At 72.7% G+C, this 18,453-nt stretch carries 13 protein-coding genes; 12 read left to right on the forward strand and 1 reads right to left on the reverse strand.

Features of this window, described 5'->3' with window-relative positions:
• Positions 1-67: 67 nt before the first annotated feature.
• From ACWC97_RS32270 to ACWC97_RS32315, 10 genes are all read left to right on the forward strand, one after another.
• A complete protein-coding gene (locus ACWC97_RS32270; RefSeq protein WP_352280747.1) occupies positions 68-607 on the forward strand; it encodes an LOG family protein in 540 nt (179 codons plus the stop codon).
• A 29-nt stretch (positions 608-636) separates the two neighbouring features.
• On the forward strand, positions 637-1,326 hold the full coding sequence (locus tag ACWC97_RS32275) for an SDR family oxidoreductase (protein WP_352280749.1): 690 nt from the start codon (positions 637-639) through the stop codon (positions 1,324-1,326).
• Positions 1,327-1,406: 80 nt separating this feature from the next.
• Positions 1,407-2,432, forward strand: a complete 1,026-nt coding sequence (locus tag ACWC97_RS32280; protein ID WP_450653205.1) for a methionine synthase — start codon at positions 1,407-1,409, stop codon at positions 2,430-2,432.
• Between the two features lie 30 nt (positions 2,433-2,462).
• Complete coding sequence (gene ligA, locus ACWC97_RS32285; protein WP_450653207.1) at positions 2,463-4,664, forward strand: NAD-dependent DNA ligase LigA; 2,202 nt, start codon at positions 2,463-2,465, stop codon at positions 4,662-4,664.
• A gap of 395 nt (positions 4,665-5,059) precedes the next feature.
• A complete protein-coding gene (locus tag ACWC97_RS32290) occupies positions 5,060-7,240 on the forward strand; it encodes a putative bifunctional diguanylate cyclase/phosphodiesterase (protein WP_450653209.1) in 2,181 nt (726 codons plus the stop codon).
• Between the two features lie 258 nt (positions 7,241-7,498).
• Positions 7,499-7,795 (forward strand): Asp-tRNA(Asn)/Glu-tRNA(Gln) amidotransferase subunit GatC, encoded by a 297-nt coding sequence (gatC, locus tag ACWC97_RS32295; RefSeq protein ID WP_007266718.1) that lies wholly within the window; start codon positions 7,499-7,501, stop codon positions 7,793-7,795.
• A gap of 6 nt (positions 7,796-7,801) precedes the next feature.
• Entirely contained in the window at positions 7,802-9,304 is a 1,503-nt protein-coding gene (gatA, locus tag ACWC97_RS32300) for an Asp-tRNA(Asn)/Glu-tRNA(Gln) amidotransferase subunit GatA (protein ID WP_352280835.1), read from the forward strand.
• On the forward strand, positions 9,301-9,540 hold the full coding sequence (locus ACWC97_RS32305; RefSeq protein ID WP_352280833.1) for a hypothetical protein: 240 nt from the start codon (positions 9,301-9,303) through the stop codon (positions 9,538-9,540). Before gatA ends, ACWC97_RS32305 begins: the two co-directional genes overlap by 4 nt.
• 15 nt (positions 9,541-9,555) lie before the next feature.
• Complete coding sequence (gatB, locus tag ACWC97_RS32310) at positions 9,556-11,064, forward strand: Asp-tRNA(Asn)/Glu-tRNA(Gln) amidotransferase subunit GatB (protein WP_352280831.1); 1,509 nt, start codon at positions 9,556-9,558, stop codon at positions 11,062-11,064.
• A 75-nt stretch (positions 11,065-11,139) separates the two neighbouring features.
• Entirely contained in the window at positions 11,140-12,399 is a 1,260-nt protein-coding gene (locus tag ACWC97_RS32315) for an SLC13 family permease (protein WP_450653238.1), read from the forward strand.
• A gap of 22 nt (positions 12,400-12,421) precedes the next feature.
• Here the strand turns inward: ACWC97_RS32315 and ACWC97_RS32320 are convergent, their stop codons facing one another.
• A complete protein-coding gene (locus ACWC97_RS32320; RefSeq protein ID WP_450653212.1) occupies positions 12,422-14,383 on the reverse strand; it encodes a protein kinase domain-containing protein in 1,962 nt (653 codons plus the stop codon).
• A gap of 234 nt (positions 14,384-14,617) precedes the next feature.
• On the opposite strand from ACWC97_RS32320, the gene ACWC97_RS32325 reads away from it, so the two are divergent.
• Together ACWC97_RS32325 and ACWC97_RS32330 are read left to right on the forward strand one after the other, a co-directional pair.
• Complete coding sequence (locus ACWC97_RS32325; RefSeq protein ID WP_352280828.1) at positions 14,618-16,732, forward strand: phosphocholine-specific phospholipase C; 2,115 nt, start codon at positions 14,618-14,620, stop codon at positions 16,730-16,732.
• A 58-nt stretch (positions 16,733-16,790) separates the two neighbouring features.
• Complete coding sequence (locus ACWC97_RS32330) at positions 16,791-18,269, forward strand: hypothetical protein (RefSeq protein WP_450653215.1); 1,479 nt, start codon at positions 16,791-16,793, stop codon at positions 18,267-18,269.
• Positions 18,270-18,453: the final 184 nt, after the last annotated feature.

Below are 18,453 nucleotides of genomic sequence, written 5' to 3' on the forward strand. Positions count from 1 at the left end.
CCGTTCTGGTGGCCGGTTCGTGACGGTGGGCGGACCGGCTGTCGGCGGTGGCGTCTACGGTGGTCGCATGAAGATCTGTGTCTTTCTCTCCGCCGCCGACCTCGACGCGCGTTACACCGTGCCCGCCCGTGAGTTCGCCGAACTGCTCGGCAGGGGCGGGCACACCCTCGTCTGGGGCGGCTCCGAGAGCGGGCTGATGAAGGTCGTCGCCGACGGGGTCCAGGAAGCGGGCGGACGGCTGGTCGGGGTCTCGGTCGACTTCCTCGCCGCGAAGGCGCGGACCAACGCCGACGAGATGGTGATCGCCCGCGACCTGGCCGAGCGCAAGGCGCTCCTCCTGGAGAAGGCGGACGCGGTCGTGATCATGGTCGGCGGCACCGGGACGCTCGACGAGGCGACCGAGATCCTGGAGCTGAAGAAGCACGGCAAGCACGACAAGCCGGTCGTCCTGCTCAACACGGCGGGCTTCTACGACGGGCTGCGCCAGCAGTTCCAGCGCATGGAGGACGAGGGCTTCCTGCCCGTGCCCCTCACCGACCTGGTGTTCTTCGCCAAGGACGGGGTGGGCGCCCTGGCCTACCTGGAGGAGTGGTCCGGGCTGCGGTGACGGGGCGGCGGGGTGCGATCATGAAGGGCATGTCCACTCATGTCATCACCGGCGCCGGATCCGGCATCGGAGCCGCCGTCACCCGTCGTCTGCTGGAGCGCGGTGACGAGACCGTGCTGATCGCCCGGGACGCGGGCCGGGCGCGGGAGCTCGCCGAGCTCCACCCCGGCGCGCGCACGCTCGTCGGCGACCTCTCCAACCCGGACCGGCTCTCCTGGGCGCTCGCCCACCAGAAGATGCCCGAGCGGGTCGACTCGCTGCTGCACGTCGCGGGCACCGTGGAGCTGGGGCCGGTCGGTGAGCTGACGCCCAAGGCATGGCACCTCCAGCTCAACGCCAACCTGGTCGCCCCCGCCGAGCTGACCCGGCTCCTCCTGCCGCAACTGCGCGTCGCCCAGGGCCACGTGGTCTTCGTCAACTCCGGCGCCGGCCTCGCCGCGCACGCCGAGTGGAGCGCGTACGCCGCGAGCAAGCACGGCCTGAAGGCCCTCGCCGACTCGCTGCGCCACGAGGAGCACGGCAACGGGGTCCGGGTGACCTCCGTCTACCCCGGCCGCACCGCCACCCCCATGCAGGCCAAGGTCCACCGCCAGGAGGGCAAGGAGTACGACGCCGCCCGCTGGATCGATCCCGAGTCGGTGGCCACCACGATCCTGATGGCCCTCGACCTGCCCCGCGACGCCGAGGTCAACGACCTGACGGTCCGCCCGGGCCGCTGACCGCCGACCACGGACCGGCTCCGGACAGGCCCCGAGGGCTGTTCCGTCATCCCCGACGGGACAGCCCTTAGTCTTTCCGGGTGAGCGAGAAGAGCGGGTTCAGCGGTTGTCAGGCCACCGGAATCGGGTCCATGCCCGGGGGAGACGCCCGGGAGGCGGCGAAGACCGTCACCGGCTCCTTCGCGGGCGGTGAGGGGCTGCCGTACCTGGCGGAGCTGCCCGCCCGCGGACCCGGCGCGGACATGATCGGACGGACGATCGGCCTCCTCGTCGACCTGTACGGGCACGTCGAGCCGAGCGGCTGGCGGATCAGCGACCGGCCCGGCCGCGACACCCGCCGGGCCCGCTCCTGGCTCGGCGAGGACCTCGACGCCCTGGAGGAGTTCACCCAGGGGTACGAAGGGCCGCTCAAGGTCCAGGCCGTCGGGCCGTGGACGCTGGCCGCCGCGCTGGAACTCCGGGGCGGCGAGGCCGCGCTCGGCGACCCCGGCGCCTGCCGCGACCTGGCGGGCTCGCTCGCCGAAGGGGTGCGCGCCCACCTCGCGGAGGTGCGGCGCAGGGTGCCCGGTGCCCGGATCGTCCTCCAGCTCGACGAACCCTCGCTCACCGCCGTACTGCGCGGGCGGGTCAGGACGGCCAGCGGCTACCGCACCCACCGCGCCGTGGACCGCCAGATCGTCGAGAGCACGCTGCGCGACGTCCTCGCGGCCGCCGGGGACGGGCCGACGACGGTGCACACCTGCGCCCCCGAGGTGCCGTTCGCGCTGCTGCGCCGGGCCGGGGCCGACGGGATCTCCTTCGACTTCTCGCTGCTCACCGAGCGTGAGGAGGAGGCGATCGGGGAAGCCGTCGAGGGCGGCACCCACCTCTTCCTCGGCGTGGTGCCGGGCACCGACCCGGCCTCGGGCGGATTGTCGGACCCGGGCGGTAGCGTCATGGGGGTCAGGACGCTGTGGCGCAGGCTGGGGCTGAATCCGGGGACTCTGTCGGAGTCCGTGGCCATCACCCCGTCGTGCGGGCTGGCGGGTGCCTCGCCCGCCTACGCGCGCGCCGCGCTCGCCCACTGCGTCCGGGCCGCGAGATCGCTCGCGGACAACCCTGAGTAACGGGGCAACGGGTAACGGGAGGACGAGACGATGGCCGGCGAACAGCAGACGACGGTGCCCGCACAGGACCAGGAGCGCCACAAGCTCCTCGCCGAGCAGATCGAGGAGCACCGCTTCCGCTATTACGTGAACGACCGGCCGATCGTGAGCGATGCCGAGTTCGACCGGCTGCTGCGCGAACTGGAGGCGCTGGAGGAGACGTACCCCTCGCTGCGCACGCCGGACTCGCCGACCCAGAAGGTCGCCGGGCCGTACCGCACGGAGTTCACCTCCGTCGAGCACCGCGAGCGGATGCTCTCGCTGGACAACGCCTTCGACGAGGAGGAGCTGGCCGCCTGGGCCGAGCGGATCGCCAGGGACGTCGGCACCACCGACCACCACTTCCTGTGCGAGCTGAAGGTCGACGGCCTGGCGGTCAACCTCACCTACGAGCACGGACGGCTGACCCGGGCCGCCACCCGGGGCGACGGCCGCACCGGCGAGGACATCACCCCCAACGTCCGGACGATCGCCGAGATCCCGCACCGGCTGAAGGGCGACCGGGTGCCGGAGCTGGTCGAGATCCGCGGCGAGGTCTTCTTCCCGATGGACGCCTTCGAGGAGCTGAACGCCCGGCTCGTCGCGGCCGACGACAAGCCGTTCGCCAACCCGCGCAACGCGGCGGCCGGCTCCCTGCGCCAGAAGGACCCGAAGGTTACCGCCACCCGCCCGCTGCACATGGTGGTGCACGGCATCGGCGCCCGCGAGGGCTTCGACATCGACCGCCTCTCGCACGCCTACGAGCTGCTCCACGAGTGGGGGCTGCCCACCGCCAAGTACAACAAGGTGGTCGGCTCCCTGGCCGAGGTGCGGGAGTTCATCGCGTACTTCGGGGAGCACCGGCACTCGGTGGAGCACGAGATCGACGGGGTGGTCGTCAAGCTCGACGAGATCCCGCTCCAGGGGCGGCTCGGCTCCACCTCGCGCGCCCCGCGCTGGGCGATCGCCTGGAAGTACGCCCCGGAGGAGGTCAACACCAAGCTGGTCAACATCCGGGTCGGCGTCGGCCGGACCGGCCGGGTCACGCCGTACGCCCAGGTCGAGCCGGTCGAAGTGGCCGGTTCCGAGGTGGAGTTCGCCACCCTGCACAACCAGAACGTGGTGAAGGCCAAGGGCGTCCTCATCGGGGACACGGTGGTGCTCCGCAAGGCCGGTGACGTCATCCCGGAGATCCTCGGCCCGGTCGTCGACCTGCGCGACGGCACCGAGCGGGCCTTCGTGATGCCGTCGCACTGCCCCGAGTGCGGTACGGAGCTGCGGCCCATGAAGGAGGCCGACATCGACCTCCGCTGCCCCAACGCCCGCTCCTGCCCGGCCCAGTTGCGCGAGCGCGTGGCCTATCTCGCCGGGCGCAAGAGCCTCGACATCGACCACTTCGGCTATGTCGCCGCCGCGGCGCTCACCCGGCCGCTGGAGCCCGCCGAACCGCCGCTGCGCGACGAGGGCGATCTGTTCGGGCTGACCGTCGAGGAGCTGCTGCCGATCCGGGCCTACGTCCTGGACCAGGACAGCGGGCTGCCCAAGCGCGATCCGAAGACCGGTGAGGAGAAGATCGCCCGGGTCTTCGCCAACCAGCAGGGCGAGCCGAGGAAGAACGCCCTGGCGATGCTCGACGCCATCGAGGCGGCGAAGAACGCCCCGCTGGCCCGCATCCTCACCGGGCTCTCCATCCGCCATGTGGGCCCGGTCGCCGCCGCGGAGCTGGCCCGTCAGTTCCGTTCCATGGACCGGATCGACGAGGCCACCGAGCAGGAGCTGATCGACGCGGACGGGGTCGGCGCGATCATCGCCGCCTCGGTGAAGCAGTGGCTGGCCGAGGACTGGCACCGGGAGATCCTGCGCAAGTGGCGCGAGGCCGGGGTCCGGATGGAGGACGAGACGGGAGCGGAGGACGAGGGGCCGCGCCCCCTCGAAGGGCTCACCGTCGTCGTCACGGGCACGCTCGCGGGCCACACCAGGGATGGCGCGAAAGAGGCGCTCCAGAGCCGTGGTGCGAAGGTGACGGGTTCCGTTTCGAAGAAGACCTCCTTCGTGGTCGTCGGGGACAACCCCGGTTCCAAGTACGAGAAGGCCGTGCAGCTGAAGGTTCCGGTACTGGACGAGAGCGGCTTCGCCGTCCTGCTCGAACAGGGTCCGGACGCGGCGCGCGAGGCGGCGGTGCCGGCCGAGGGGGCGGCGGAGGGCAGCGGATAAGCGGAGGAACGGGGGCGGAACGCCGCCACCGGGCGGCACGGGGCGGACACGGGGGCCCCGGCGGGCGCCGACGGCGGTGGCCGCCCGTCCGGGACCGGCGACGGGCGGACGCCCCGCGGGCCGGGGCGAATCGGTGGATCGGGGGCGTCACCGGACGGAACGGGGCGAGCGTCCCGGCGGATGTCCGGTTCACCCGATCGGTGCATAGCAGATGCTGACGGACGGTCGGTTCGCATTCGGGCAAGAGCGTCCGAGCGCTGCCCGTAAGCACCTTCCGCGGCCTACTGTTGAGACGTGCACCCGCCGTGCCCGGCCGCGGGGTGGGAGACCGGGCCGTGCCGCGGGGAGCGGAACCAACAGGTGACATCGGCATCGCCGGCTGTGAGAGGGACGGAATGAAACCGACCGAGAGCGCCGCACCGATGTCGCGGCCGCAAGGTTTCGTCGGCCTCGCACCGAGCGTGGGGGCCGTTCTCATCGTGATCGCGGCCGCTCTGATCGCGACCGGTTTCTATCGCACGGTGAGCGGGGGCGAAGCGCTCTTCCCCGACGGCCGGGTCGGCTGGGCCCTCGCCGTCCTGACCGGGATCATCGTCGGCCATCTCGTCGCGCTCGGCCGCGACCGCTGGTGGGGAGGGACCGGTTCCGGCGCCTCCCTGACCCTGGCCGTGCTGCTGCTCTACGGCTGGGTCTCCGCCGGGCTGGTCAGCCTGGTGGTGGTCGTCCTCGTCGGTGTCGCCCGCCGGCACCGCTGGTACCAGGGGCTGCTGCACGGCGCGGTGGACGTCCTGGGCATCGGCGCGGCGGGCCTGGTGCTCGTGGCGTTCGGCGAGGCGCACACCGTCGTCTCGCCCTGGCACCCACTCGACTGGGGCATCGGCGCCGTCCCGGAAGTCCTCCTGGCCGCCTCCACCTACCTCCTGGTCACCCGGGTCCTGCTCTGGTACGCGCGGACCCCCCAGGGCGGCGGGCTGCCGACCATCGCCCGGACCGCCCTGCTGCGGCAGGGGACGGCCGCGCTCGGCCTGGTCGCCATCGCGCCGCTGATCTGCGTCGTCGCGATGACCACCCCGATCCTTCTGCCGCTCTTCGCCGTCCCGCTGATCGCCCTGGACTCCGCCCTCTGGATCGCCCGGGCCCGTGCCGAGGAGCAACTGCGCGACCCGCTGACCGGGCTGCCCAACCGGCAGTGGCTGCTGGAGCGCACCTGGACGGCGCTGGAGGAGGCCGAGTCCGTCGGGGCCAGGGCCGCGCTGGTCCTGATCGACCTCGACCGCTTCCGCGCGGTCAACGACACCCTGGGCCATCTCGCCGGGGACCGGCTGCTGCTCCAGATAGCGGACCGGCTCCGGCTCGCGCTGCCCCGGGGCGCGGAGGCCGCGCGGCTCGGCGGTGACGAGTTCGCGGTGCTGCTGCCGACCGCCGACTCCACCACCAGCGCCCAGCGGGTCGCCCGCCACCTGGTCGCCGAGCTCTCCTCCCCGCTCGACCTCGACGGGCTGACCCTGGTGCTGGAGGCGAGCGCCGGAGTCGCCGTCCACCCCGATCACGCGCTGGACGCCGAGGGGCTGCTCCGGCGCGCGGACGTGGCGATGTACCAGGCCAAGCGGGACCGTACGGGCGTCGAGGTCTACGAGTCGAAGCGGGACAGCAACACCCCGGACCGGCTGGGACTGCTGGGCGATCTGCGCCGCGCGCTCGATGCCGGCGAGGTCGAGCTGCACTACCAGCCGAAGGTCCGTTTCGACGGGCAGGTCGCCGGGCTCGAAGCGCTGGTGCGCTGGGTGCACCCGGAGCGCGGGCGGGTCCCTCCGGACGAGTTCATCGCGATCGCCGAGTCGTCCGGCCTGATGCCGCACCTCACGGAGTACGTGCTGGAGACGGCGCTGGCCCAGGTCGCCCGGTGGCGGGCCCAGGGCCTGTTCGTCCCGGTCGCGGTGAACGTCTCCCCGCGCGACGTCCACACCCCGGGGTTCGCGGGCGGCGTCGCGGCCCGGCTCGCCCGGCACGGCGTCCCGGCCGGGGCCCTCCAGCTGGAGATCACGGAGCATGTGCTGCTGGAGGACCCGCAGCGGGCCGCCGACACGCTCGCCGGGCTGACCGGGCACGGCGTGAAGATGTCCCTCGACGACTTCGGCACCGGGTACTCCTCCCTCGTCCATCTACGGCGGCTGCCGGTCAGCGAGCTGAAGATCGACCGTTCGTTCGTGGCCCGGCTCGCCGTGGACAACGAGGACGCCGAGATCGTCCGCTGCACGATCGACCTGGCCCACTCGCTCGGCCTGCTGGTCGTCGCGGAGGGCGTCGAGGACGACGAGACCTGGGAGCGGCTGCGCGATCTGCGCTGCGACGCGGTGCAGGGCTGGCTGGTGGCCGCCGCGATGCCGCCGCAGGAGACCACGGCCTGGCTGCGGGCGCGCGGGCGGCACGGCTGGCGGCGTCCGGCCGAGCTGGCGGCCGCCGCGGCGGCGGCCGCGGGTGGAGCGCCGGAACCGGAGCAGCGTCCGGGCGCCCGGACGGCCGCCCCCCGCCCGGCGCCGCGCCCCGCGCCGCCCCGGGGCCGCGCGGCGACCTGACCGGGCCGGGGCTCCGGGCCGGTACGCGCGGCCGGCACCGGCACGCGACGGCCCGCCCCGTCCGGGCACCGGGCCGGGCGACGGGCGACGGGCCGTCCGGGAATCCGTCCCGCTGCCGGAAATCCCGCTCCGGCCCGGACGATGGCCCAGGTGGCGGAAGACGCGGCGGGCGACCCCATAGGATTGGGGGCCGGTGGCACATTTCCACCTGCCGCCGGCCCCGGCCGAAACCACACACCAACCCCTGAGGATCGCTGCATGCCTGGCATCACGCGCGAGGAGGTCGCCCACCTCGCCCGGCTGGCGCGTCTGGAGCTGAAGAGCGAAGAGCTCGATCACTTCGCCGGTCAGCTCGACGACATCATCGGCGCGGTCGCCCGCGTCTCCGAGGTCGCCGACCAAGACGTACCGCCGACCTCCCACCCGCTGCCGCTGACCAACGTCATGCGCGCGGACGAGGTCCGTCCGTCGCTCACCCCCGAGCAGGCGCTCTCCGGCGCCCCGGCCCAGGAGCAGCAGCGTTTCAAGGTGCCGCAGATCCTGGGGGAGGACTAAGAAGCCATGACGGACAACAGCATGATCATCAAGCTCACCGCGGCCGAGATCGCCGGGAAGATCGCCTCCGGCGAGCTCACCGCCGTCCAGGTCACCGAGGCCCACCTCGCCCGGATCGACGCGGTCGACGAGAAGGTCCACGCCTTCCTGCACGTGGACCGCGAGGGCGCCCTCGCGCAGGCCCGCGCCGTCGACGCGAAGAAGGCCGCCGGCGAGAAGCTCGGCCCGCTGGCCGGTGTCCCGCTCGCGCTGAAGGACATCTTCACCACGAAGGACATGCCGACCACCGTCGGCTCCAAGATCCTCGAGGGCTGGGTCCCGCCGTACGACGCGACCCTCACCCAGCGGCTGAAGGCCGCCGACGTCGTCATCCTCGGCAAGACCAACATGGACGAGTTCGCCATGGGGTCCTCCACCGAGAACAGCGCCTACGGCCCGACCGGCAACCCCTGGGACCTCACCCGCATCCCCGGCGGCTCCGGCGGCGGCTCCTCGGCCGCCCTCGCGTCGTACGAGGCCCCGCTCGCCATCGGCACGGACACCGGCGGCTCCATCCGCCAGCCCGCCGCCGTCACCGGCACCGTCGGCGTCAAGCCCACCTACGGCGGCGTCTCCCGCTACGGCATGGTGGCCTTCTCCAGCTCCCTGGACCAGGGCGGCCCCTGCGCCCGCACCGTCCTCGACGCGGCCCTGCTGCACGAGGCGATCGGCGGCCACGACCCGATGGACTCCACGTCCATCGACGCCCCCGTCCCGCCGGTCGTCGAGGCCGCCCGCAACGGCAGCGTCGAGGGCATGCGCGTCGGCGTCGTCAAGCAGTTCTCCGGCGAGGGCTACCAGGCCGGTGTCGTCCAGCGCTTCAACGAGTCGGTCGAGCTGCTGAAGTCGCTCGGCGCCACCGTCGTCGAGCTGGACTGCCCCTCCTTCGACCTGGCGCTCTCGGCGTACTACCTGATCGCGCCGTCCGAGTGCTCCTCCAACCTGGCCCGCTTCGACGCCATGCGCTACGGCCTGCGGGTCGGCGACGACGGCACGAGGTCCGCCGAGGACGTCACCGCGCTCACCCGCGAGGCCGGCTTCGGCGACGAGGTCAAGCGCCGCGTCATCCTCGGTACGTACGCGCTCAGCTCCGGCTACTACGACGCGTACTACGGCTCCGCCCAGAAGGTCCGCACGCTCATCACGCAGGACTTCGAGAAGGCCTTCGAGCAGGTCGACGTCATCGTCTCCCCGACGACGCCCACCACCGCCTTCCCGATCGGCGAGCGCGCCGACGACCCGATGGCGATGTACCTCGCGGACCTGTGCACCATCCCGACCAACCTCGCGGGCAACGCCGCCATGTCGCTGCCGTGCGGTCTGGCCCCCGAGGACGGGCTGCCGGTCGGGCTGCAGATCATCGCCCCCGCCATGAAGGACGACCGGCTCTACAAGGTCGGAGCCGCCGTCGAGGCAGCGTTCGTGGAAAAGTGGGGTCACCCGCTGCTGGAGGAGGCTCCGTCGTTGTGAGCGCACTGACCAAGGCCAAGGGATTCAAGAAGTCCAAGGCCGGTACGTACCTGTCCATCGGCACCACCGCCTTCGGCGCGGTCGGCGTGCTCAAGCAGGCCAGGCAGGCCCGCTCCGAGCACGACACGCTCCGGCTGATCGACGCCGTCGTCTCCGCCGCCGCCATCGCCACCGGTGTCGCCCTGCTGCTGCGCGAGCTCAAGCGCCTCGGCGACGACGACGTACTGCTGGGCTGAGAGGGAAGTTTCACCGTGACTGTCACCGACCTGGTGCCGTACGAGGACGCGCTCGCGTCCTACGACCCCGTCATGGGCCTGGAGGTCCATGTCGAGCTCGGCACCAAGACCAAGATGTTCTGCGGCTGCTCCACCGAGCTCAAGCAGGACGCCAACTCCCAGACCTGCCCGGTCTGCCTCGGCCTGCCCGGCGCGCTGCCGGTCGTCAACGAGATCGGCGTCGAGTCCGCCATCAAGATCGGCCTCGCGCTGAACTGCGAGATCGCCGAGTGGTGCCGCTTCGCCCGGAAGAACTACTTCTATCCGGACATGCCGAAGAACTTCCAGACCTCCCAGTACGACGAGCCGATCGCCTACGACGGCTACCTCGACGTGCAGCTGGAGGACGGGGAGATCTTCCGCGTCCAGATCGAGCGCGCCCACATGGAGGAGGACACCGGCAAGTCGACCCACGTCGGCGGTGCCACCGGCCGTATCCACGGCGCGTCCCACTCCCTGCTCGACTACAACCGGGCCGGCATCCCGCTCATCGAGATCGTCACCAAGCCGATCGAGGGCGCGGGCGCCCGCGCCCCCGAGGTCGCCAAGGCGTACGTCGCCGAGCTCCGCGAGCTCATCAAGGCGCTCGGCGTCTCCGAGGCCCGCATGGAGATGGGCCAGATGCGCTGCGACGTCAACCTGTCGCTGCGCCCCAACGGCACCGAGACCTTCGGCACGCGCTCCGAGACGAAGAACGTGAACTCGCTGCGCTCCGTCGAGCGGGCCGCCCGCTTCGAGATCCAGCGCCACGCCGCGGTGCTGTCCTCCGGCGGCACGATCGTGCAGGAGACCCGGCACTTCCACGAGGAGGACGGCTCCACCACGGCCGGCCGCATCAAGGACAACGCCGAGGACTACCGCTACTTCCCCGAGCCCGACCTGGTGCCGGTCGCCCCGGCCCGCGCATGGGTCGAGGAGCTCCGCAAGGGCCTCCCCGAGCTGCCCCGGCTGCGCCGGGCCCGGCTCAAGGAGGAGTGGGGCGTCTCCGAGCACGACATGCAGTCCATCCTCAACGCCGGCGCGGTCGATCTGATCGTCGCCACGACCGACGCGGGCGCCCCCTCGGACCAGGCCCGCAAGTGGTGGATGGGCGAGCTGGCCCGTAACGCCAACGAGACCGGCCGCGGTCTCGACGAGCTGCCGATCACCCCGGCGCAGGTCGCCCGGGTCGCCGCGCTCGTCGCCTCCGGCGACCTCAACGACAAGCTGGCCCGCCAGGTCATCGAGGGCGTCCTCGCGGGCGAGGGCGACCCGGACACCGTCGTCGAGAAGCGCGGCCTCAAGGTCGTCTCGGACGAGGGCGCGCTCTCCGCGGCCGTCGACGAGGCCATCGCGGGCAACGCGGCCATCGCAGACAAGATCCGCGGCGGCAAGGTCGCGGCGGCGGGCGCGCTCGTCGGCGCGGTCATGAAGGCCACCCGCGGCCAGGCGGACGCGGCCCGGGTCCGCGAGCTGATCCTGGAGAAGCTCGGCGTCGAGGGCTGACCCGGTACCTTTCCCGAGGGGCGGCACACCTGTGGAGGGTGTGCCGCCCCTTCACCTGTCCGGACGGAGGGTCCGCTGAACACCGTCACCGCCGAGATCGTCTCCGTCGCCCTGCTGCTCGGGGTGCTGGTCTTCGCCGTGGTGCGCCCGCGGGGGCTGCCCGAGGCCGCCGTCGCCGTACCCGCCGCCGTGCTGGTGACCGCCGTCGGGGCGGTCTCCTGGCCCGAGGCCCGCGCCCAGGTGGAGAGCCTGCTCCCGGTCGTCGGCTTCCTCGCGGCGATCCTGGTCCTGGCGAAACTCTGCGCGGACGAGGGGCTGTTCACGGCCGCCGGGGATCTGGTCGCCCGCGCCTGCCGGGGGCGGACCGGGCCCCTGCTCGGCGGGGTCTTCCTCGTCGCGGCCGTGATCACCGCCGTACTCAGCCTGGACGCCACGGTCGTCCTGCTGACCCCGGTCGTCCTCGCCACCGCCGCCCGGGTGGGCGCCCGCCCCCGGCCGTACGTTCACGCCTGCGCGCACCTCGCCAACTCGGCCTCCCTGCTGCTGCCGGTCTCCAACCTGACGAACCTGCTGGCGTTCACCGCGAGCGGTCTCTCCTTCACCCGGTTCGCCGCGCTGATGGCCCTGCCGTGGGCGGCCGCCATCGCCGTGGAGTACGCCGTCTTCCGCGGGTTCTTCGCCGACGACCTGGCGGCCGGGGCCCACCCGCCGGAGCCGGACGCGGACCGCCGCCCCGTACCCGTCTTCACCCTCGTCGTCCTCGCCCTCACCCTGGCCGGATTCGTCGCCACCTCGTTCGCGGGCGCCGAGCCGCTCTGGGCGGCGCTGGCGGGCGCCGCGGTGCTGGGGGTCCGGGCGCTGGCCCGTCGCGACACCACCGTCACGGGCATCGTCCGCTCCGCCCACCCGCTGTTCTGCCTCTTCGTCCTCGCACTGGGCGTCGTGGTCCTGGCCGTGGTGGACAACGGGCTCGGGGCGGGCATCGAGGCGTTCCTGCCGGACGGCTCCTCGCTGCCCGCACTGCTGGCGGTGGCCGCGGTGGCGGCCGTACTCGCCAACCTGATCAACAACCTGCCCGCGATCCTCGCCCTGCTCCCGGTCGTCGCGGCGGCCGGCCCGGGACCGCTGCTCGCCGCCCTGATCGGCGTGAACCTCGGCCCGAACCTGACCTACGTCGGCTCGCTCGCCACCCTGCTCTGGCGCCGCATCCTGCACGCCCACGGCATCGCCCCCGAACTCGGCCACTTCACCCGGCTCGGCCTGCTGACCGTACCGGCCACCCTGGTCGCGTCCACGGTGGCGCTGTGGGGGTCGTTGCAACTGATCGGGGTGTGAGGCGGACCCGCCACGGAGGGGGTCACTTCTTGAGGAGCGGGGTACCGAGCGCGAGTTTCGCGCCGTTGCAGTCCTCGTCGACGGCGATGCGCAGCCGCAACCCGTTCTCGACGTTCAGGGACAGCTTCTGGGGCTTGCCCAGGACGAGCTTGCCGACCCACAGCGTGGTGTCGTCCACCTTGATGGTCAGCCGCCCCGACTCGTAGTACGAGTCGTCGTCGATGCCCGCGGTCAGCTCGAAGGTCCGCCAGGCGCGGCCGAGGCCGAACTCCATGTACGGGGCCTCGCTGCATTCGGGCGACGCCACGTAGGCCTCCGGGTGCTGCTGGGCGTTGATGGTCGCCGACCCCACCTCGAAGTAGTTGGGATCGGCGATCGGGCTCAGCGTGGTCAGCGACACCTCACGGGCATCGGCGACGGTGCCGGGCGTCGAAGGGGTGGCGGACGGGTCGCTGTCCCCGCCGTCCGTGCCGTCGGAATCCGGCTCGGGCGTGTCGCCGTCGGTGCCGGACTCCGGGGGCGTGGGGGTCCGGGAGGCGGTGTCGGCGGCGTGGTCCGTCCGGCCGCTGTCGCCGTTCTCGTGCAGGAGCGCCCATGCCCCGCCCGCGCCGAGCGCGGCGGCGACGAGCACGGCCGCCACCGTCAGGGCGACGGCCGACCGCTTCCCCTTCTTCTTCCCGGGCGTCCCGGAGGGCCGTGGCGGGTCCGGGACGCCCGGCCCCCGCGAGACGTCCGGCCGTTGCTCCGGGGCGGTGGCGGGCGCGGCCGGGGGCGCGGTCGCAGGCCCGCGGACGGTGGTGGGCGGTGCCACCCCGGGAGCGGCGGAAGCGGTGATCGGCGGCGGGAAGGCGGGGGCCGCGTCGGCACCGGGGACGGCGGGCGGCAGGGAGGGCGGCGGTGGCACGGCGGGCATTCCCACGCCCGGTACCGCCGTACCCGCTTCCCCGCCCGCTGTTCCCGTACCCGCCGTCTCCGTACCCGCTGTTCCCGTGCCGGGCGCTTCCGAGCCCGGGGCGGCCGGGACCGCGTCCGCCGCCCTCGCGCCCGGTACGGCGTCGTGGACCGGGGCGACGGCCGACGCCCCGGTGACCGTGGTCGACACCACCGCCGAGCGCACGTCCTTCACCCAGGACGTCAGGTTCTCCGGCCGCCGGTCCGGCTCGGCAGCGCAGATCCGCAGCAGCCGCTCCACCCGGTCCGGGGCCGCGGCGGCCACCTGGGGGAGGGCGGACAGGGCGGCCCGCAGCTGCTCAGGGGTGCTCGGCGGGGACTGGCCGCTCAGCAGGAAGTAGGCGATCGCGCCGAACGCGTACCGGTCGGTGTGCGGCGTTCGCTTGCCCTCGAAGACCTCCGGCGCCGCGTACCCCGGGGTGAACCAGACCTCCGCCGTCCGGTGGTCGGCCGTCAGCTTGCTCAGCCCGAAGTCGACCAGCGTGGCCTGCCCGTGCACGTCGATCATCACATTGCCCGGCGACAGGTCGCCGTGCACGACGGTCCGGCCGGAGGGGGTCGCCCGGCCCGAGTGCAGCCAGTCCAGCACGTCGGCCAGCTGCTCCAGCGTCCGGAGCACCTCGCGCCGCTCGGCGTGGCTGGTGAGGGTGCGTTCCTCCCGCCAGTCGCGCAGGTCGAGACCCTCCACATGGTTCATGACCAGGACGAGCGAGCGCCCGGCGGCGGTGGAGGACGCGCCCCGCCCGTGGATCGGCGGTCCTTCGAAGTGCTCGCGCACCCCCACCACACCAGGACGGTTCACGAACCGCAGCAGCTCCGCCTGCTCCCGCCATTTCGCGCTGAGCCGCTGGAACTGTTCGACGGTGACCGTGGTCCTGGAGTCCATGACCTTGACGACCACGGTCTCCGGCGCCCCGTCGAGCTCGATCTCGGCCCGGTAGAGAACGGCTTCACCGCCCCGTCCGATCGAATTGAGCAGGCGGTATCTGTCCGGAGCGGAATCCGGCCCGATGTGGTGCGAAGCGCTGTTCAACTGGTCCCCCCATAAAGGTAATTGACGAGGCATAAGGTTGCCGCCCGGGAGGGGGCCGGTCAATGCGCGAACGCCTCCGGACGGGTCCTGCCGGTCGGGCGCCGCCGCTCCGGGCAGCCTTGGACTTCCCGGCCGACCTGTTGGACGTTCACCGCACAGCCGTCCCGAGTCCTTCCGCCCGCCACCCGCCCGGATTAGCTTCCGGGCTGAACGACAGGACTCGGGAGGCCCCACTTGACCACGGACATCTCACGGCGTCGGCTCCTCGCGATCGGCGGCGGCGCGCTCGGCGCCGCGGCAGCCGGGTCGCTGCTGCCGCCCTCGCTCCAGGCCGCGATCGCCGCACAGCCCGCCCAGGCGGGCGGGGGCGGCCGGGACGGGCTCGGCGCCATCAAGCACGTGGTGATCCTCATGCAGGAGAACCGGTCCTTCGACCACTACTTCGGCACGCTCCGCGGCGTACGCGGCTTCGGCGACCGCAACGCCGTCGAACTGCCCGGCGGGAAGCCGGTCTTCGAGCAGCCCGCACCGGCGGGCGCCTCCGTACTGCCGTTCCCGGTGCGTGACGCCGCCGAGGCGCAGAAGAAGGATCTCCAGTACATCGGCGCGCTCGACCACTCCTGGAGCGGTGGCGGCAAGGCGTGGGCCGGCGGCTGGATGAACGGCTGGGTCTCCGCGAAGACCGCCGCCACCATGGCGTACTACGACCGCCGCGACCTCCCGCTCCACTACGAGCTCGCCGACACCTTCACCGTCTGCGACGCCTACCACTCCTCCATCCACTCCTCCACCAGCCCCAACCGCAACCACCTCTGGAGCGGGAAGACCGGCAACGAGCCGAACGGCAAGCGGGCCGTCGGCAACGACGCGTACGACGAGGGCACCCACCCCGGCTACGACTGGGGCACCTACGCCGAGCGGCTGGAGAAGGCCGGGCACAGCTGGCGCACATACACCGAGTGGGAGAACTTCACCGACAACCAGATCGAGTTCTTCGCCACCTTCAAGCGCGTCGCCCGCAAGGCGCTGGCCCGGACCGGCGGCCACACGTACATGGAGTCGTTCTACTCCGCGATACGCGACGCCGACGACGCCGAGCGGCAGCGGCTGTTCGGGCTGCTGGAGGAGGGCGTCGCCACCCTGGACAAGGCCGAGCGCAGCCTCTTCGAGCGGGCGCTGCGCCGGGTGGAGACCGGGAAGCTGGCCGAGGAGTTCGCCAAGGACGTGGCGGCCGGGACGCTGCCCGAGGTCTCCTACCTGGTGCCGTCCGCCGCCGACTCCGAGCACCCGAGCGTCTCCTCGCCGGTGCACAGCGCCACGATCGTCTACAAGATCCTCGACGCCCTGGGCAAGCACCCCGACGTGTGGCGGCACACCGCGGTCTTCATCAACTACGACGAGAACGACGGCTTCTTCGACCACGTGCCGCCGCCGGTCGCCCCGGCCGAGGTGACCGAGGAGCAGTGGGAGGGCAAGCCCACCGGCCTCGGCGTCCGGGTCCCGATGCTGGTCGTCTCCCCGTGGACCGTCGGCGGCTACGTCTGCTCCGAGGTCTTCGACCACACCTCCGTGATCCGCTTCCTGGAGCGCTGGACCGGGGTGAAGGAGCCGAACATCGGAGCCTGGCGGCGCACCGTCACCGGCGATCTGACCTCCGCCTTCGACTTCACCCGCGCCCGGCGCCGTCCCGAGGTGGAGCGGCCCGGCACCATCCCGCCGTTCAGCGGCCGCTGGGCGCCGAAGCCGCCCGCCGTGCAGCGGATGCCCGAGCAGGAGCCCGGCCGCCGCCCGGCCCGCCCGCTGCCCTACCAGCCGGACGCGCGGGCGAGCCTGGTGGACGGCGCGGTACGGGTGGTGCTCAGCAACACCGGCCGCTCCTCCGCCCACTTCGCCCTCTACCCGTACGCGGGCGAGTTCCCGGCCCCGGTCCACCGGGACGTGAAGGGCGAGGCCCGGTGGACGGTGCCGGTCGCCGGGGAGGCGTACCGCTTCACGGTCACCGGGCCGAACGGCTTCCGCCGCGAGTTCGCCGGATCGGCGCGGAACGGCGCGGCCGAGGTCGCCTCCCGGATCGACGCCCACGAGCGCGACCTCCACCTCACCCTGCGCAACACCGGCCGCACCACGCTCACCTTCACCGTGCGCCCGTTGGGTTACGTCGAGGAGGCGGACTTGCGCGACTGGACCCGCACCGTCACGGTGAAGCCGGGCCGCAGTCGTACGGTGGTGCACTCCGCGGCCGACGCGCACGGCTGGTACGACCTGGCCGTCACGGTGGACGGGGACGACGTCTTCCGCCGCCGGTTGATGGGGCACATCGAGAACGGCCGCGCGAGCGTCTCGGGCTGACGGCCCGCCCGGCAGGCCCTCCGCAGGGGAGCCCGGTGCCCACCGGAACCACGGCGGCGTGGCCCACGTGTCCCTGATCATGAACGAACTGATCGAGAAGTGGTACGGAGTCACGGCGGGCGCCGCCCCCGAGGAGGCGGATCCCGTCGTCCTGGAGTGCGCCCGCCTGCTCGCCGCCGAACCGGACGGCGAGCAGGCGGTCCTGCTGGTCTTCGGGCTGGTGAACATGGCGCCGTACGTCCTCGGGCGACGCGGCGCGGCCGTCGAGCGGGCCGTGGTGGACGCGCTGGGCGCCGCCGCCGACGCCCTGGGCCGGCGGGGCCTCCGGGCCGGCGGGTGCGGGCACGCGGACCATCCGTACACCGACAGCCTGGAGGAGTGGGAGTCGGACGTGGACGGACTGTCCGACGCGCCGGACGTCGAGGTTCCGTTCGACGAGTGGGACGGGGCCGACTCCTGCCCCCGCAATGCCGCCGGATGGGCGCGGACGGCCGCCGACGTGATCCTGCCGGGCAGCGCGGACGGCATCCCCGAGATCGTCCCCGAAGACCATCAGAGGTACATCCGCCGCCTGGGCAGTGTGCTCAACGACTATCCGAACGGTGAACCGCTCTGGGACCTGGAGATCCACGCCGTACCGCCCGGCGACCCATCCCGGGCCGCTCTCGCCGGCTATGTCGTCGTCGCCCATGCGAACTGCTGGTACGCGGGGTCGGGCCGGATCAGACAGCGGTCGCTGCTCGACGACATGATCGAGGGCCTGGAGTCCGTACTGCCGCTGCTGCCGGACGGGGCCTGCGCGCACGGGGGCGGCGACCACCCGGCCCTGGGCTCCGGCAGCGACCAGCAGGCCGCCGACGGCATCCACCTGCAGAGCCCCGGCGGCCGTGCCGTCCTGCGTAAGGAGCACGCGGACGGATACGGGGCCCCGCTGGAGGCATGGACATGCCCCACCTTCCTGCGCGCCCTCGCCGTCGAGGCCCGGGACCATCTGCGCGAAGCGGTCGACCGGCTCTTCGGCACCCGGGAGACGGCACATCTGGACCGGGTGTACCTGCGCCCCGACGGCCGGCTCGACATCGAGTCGCTGAGCGCGCGGCACGCCCCGTTCCAGGACGGGACGGCCTCCGAGGAGGCGGCGCTCTGGGCGGCCCGGCGCTACGAGCGGCTCGACCCGGACGGACCCGACCCCGAGCGGACCGTCCTGCTGCTCCTGATGGGCACGGCGGCCGACTCCCTGGAGCTGTCGTACGGAATCGCCCGCGAGATCCTCGGCATCCTCCGTACCGCCGCCACCACCCTGCCCGGCGGCGCCTGCGACCACGCGGACGGCCATGCGCCCGACCGTGAGCGCGTCTCCGACCGCTTGGCACGCATCGTGCGCCTCCACACCCCCGGAGCGGATTCCGGCCAGGGCTTCGGGAGCGAGCCGCTGACCTGCCCCGTCCATCTGGCGGAGGCCGTGAGGAAGGGCATCGCGGAGATCGAGGAGCAGTTCGAGGACGAACTGGAGGCGGAGGAACGACGAGCCGGGTGAGACGGCCGGACCGCCGTCGCGGAGGGGGGCCGCGGCGCCCCTTCCGCAGCTGTTGTGAGTAAGGCCACGAAAGAGACAAAGGATCATATTCGGCTGCAAGAGTGACAGTTCTCAGGTCATGCGTCCTGCGCGGCAGATCCGTGTTCCATGCTGCCCCGGGGCCACGAACCAGCAGGGAGCACGT

Source organism: Streptomyces sp. NPDC001108, from assembly GCF_053598535.1.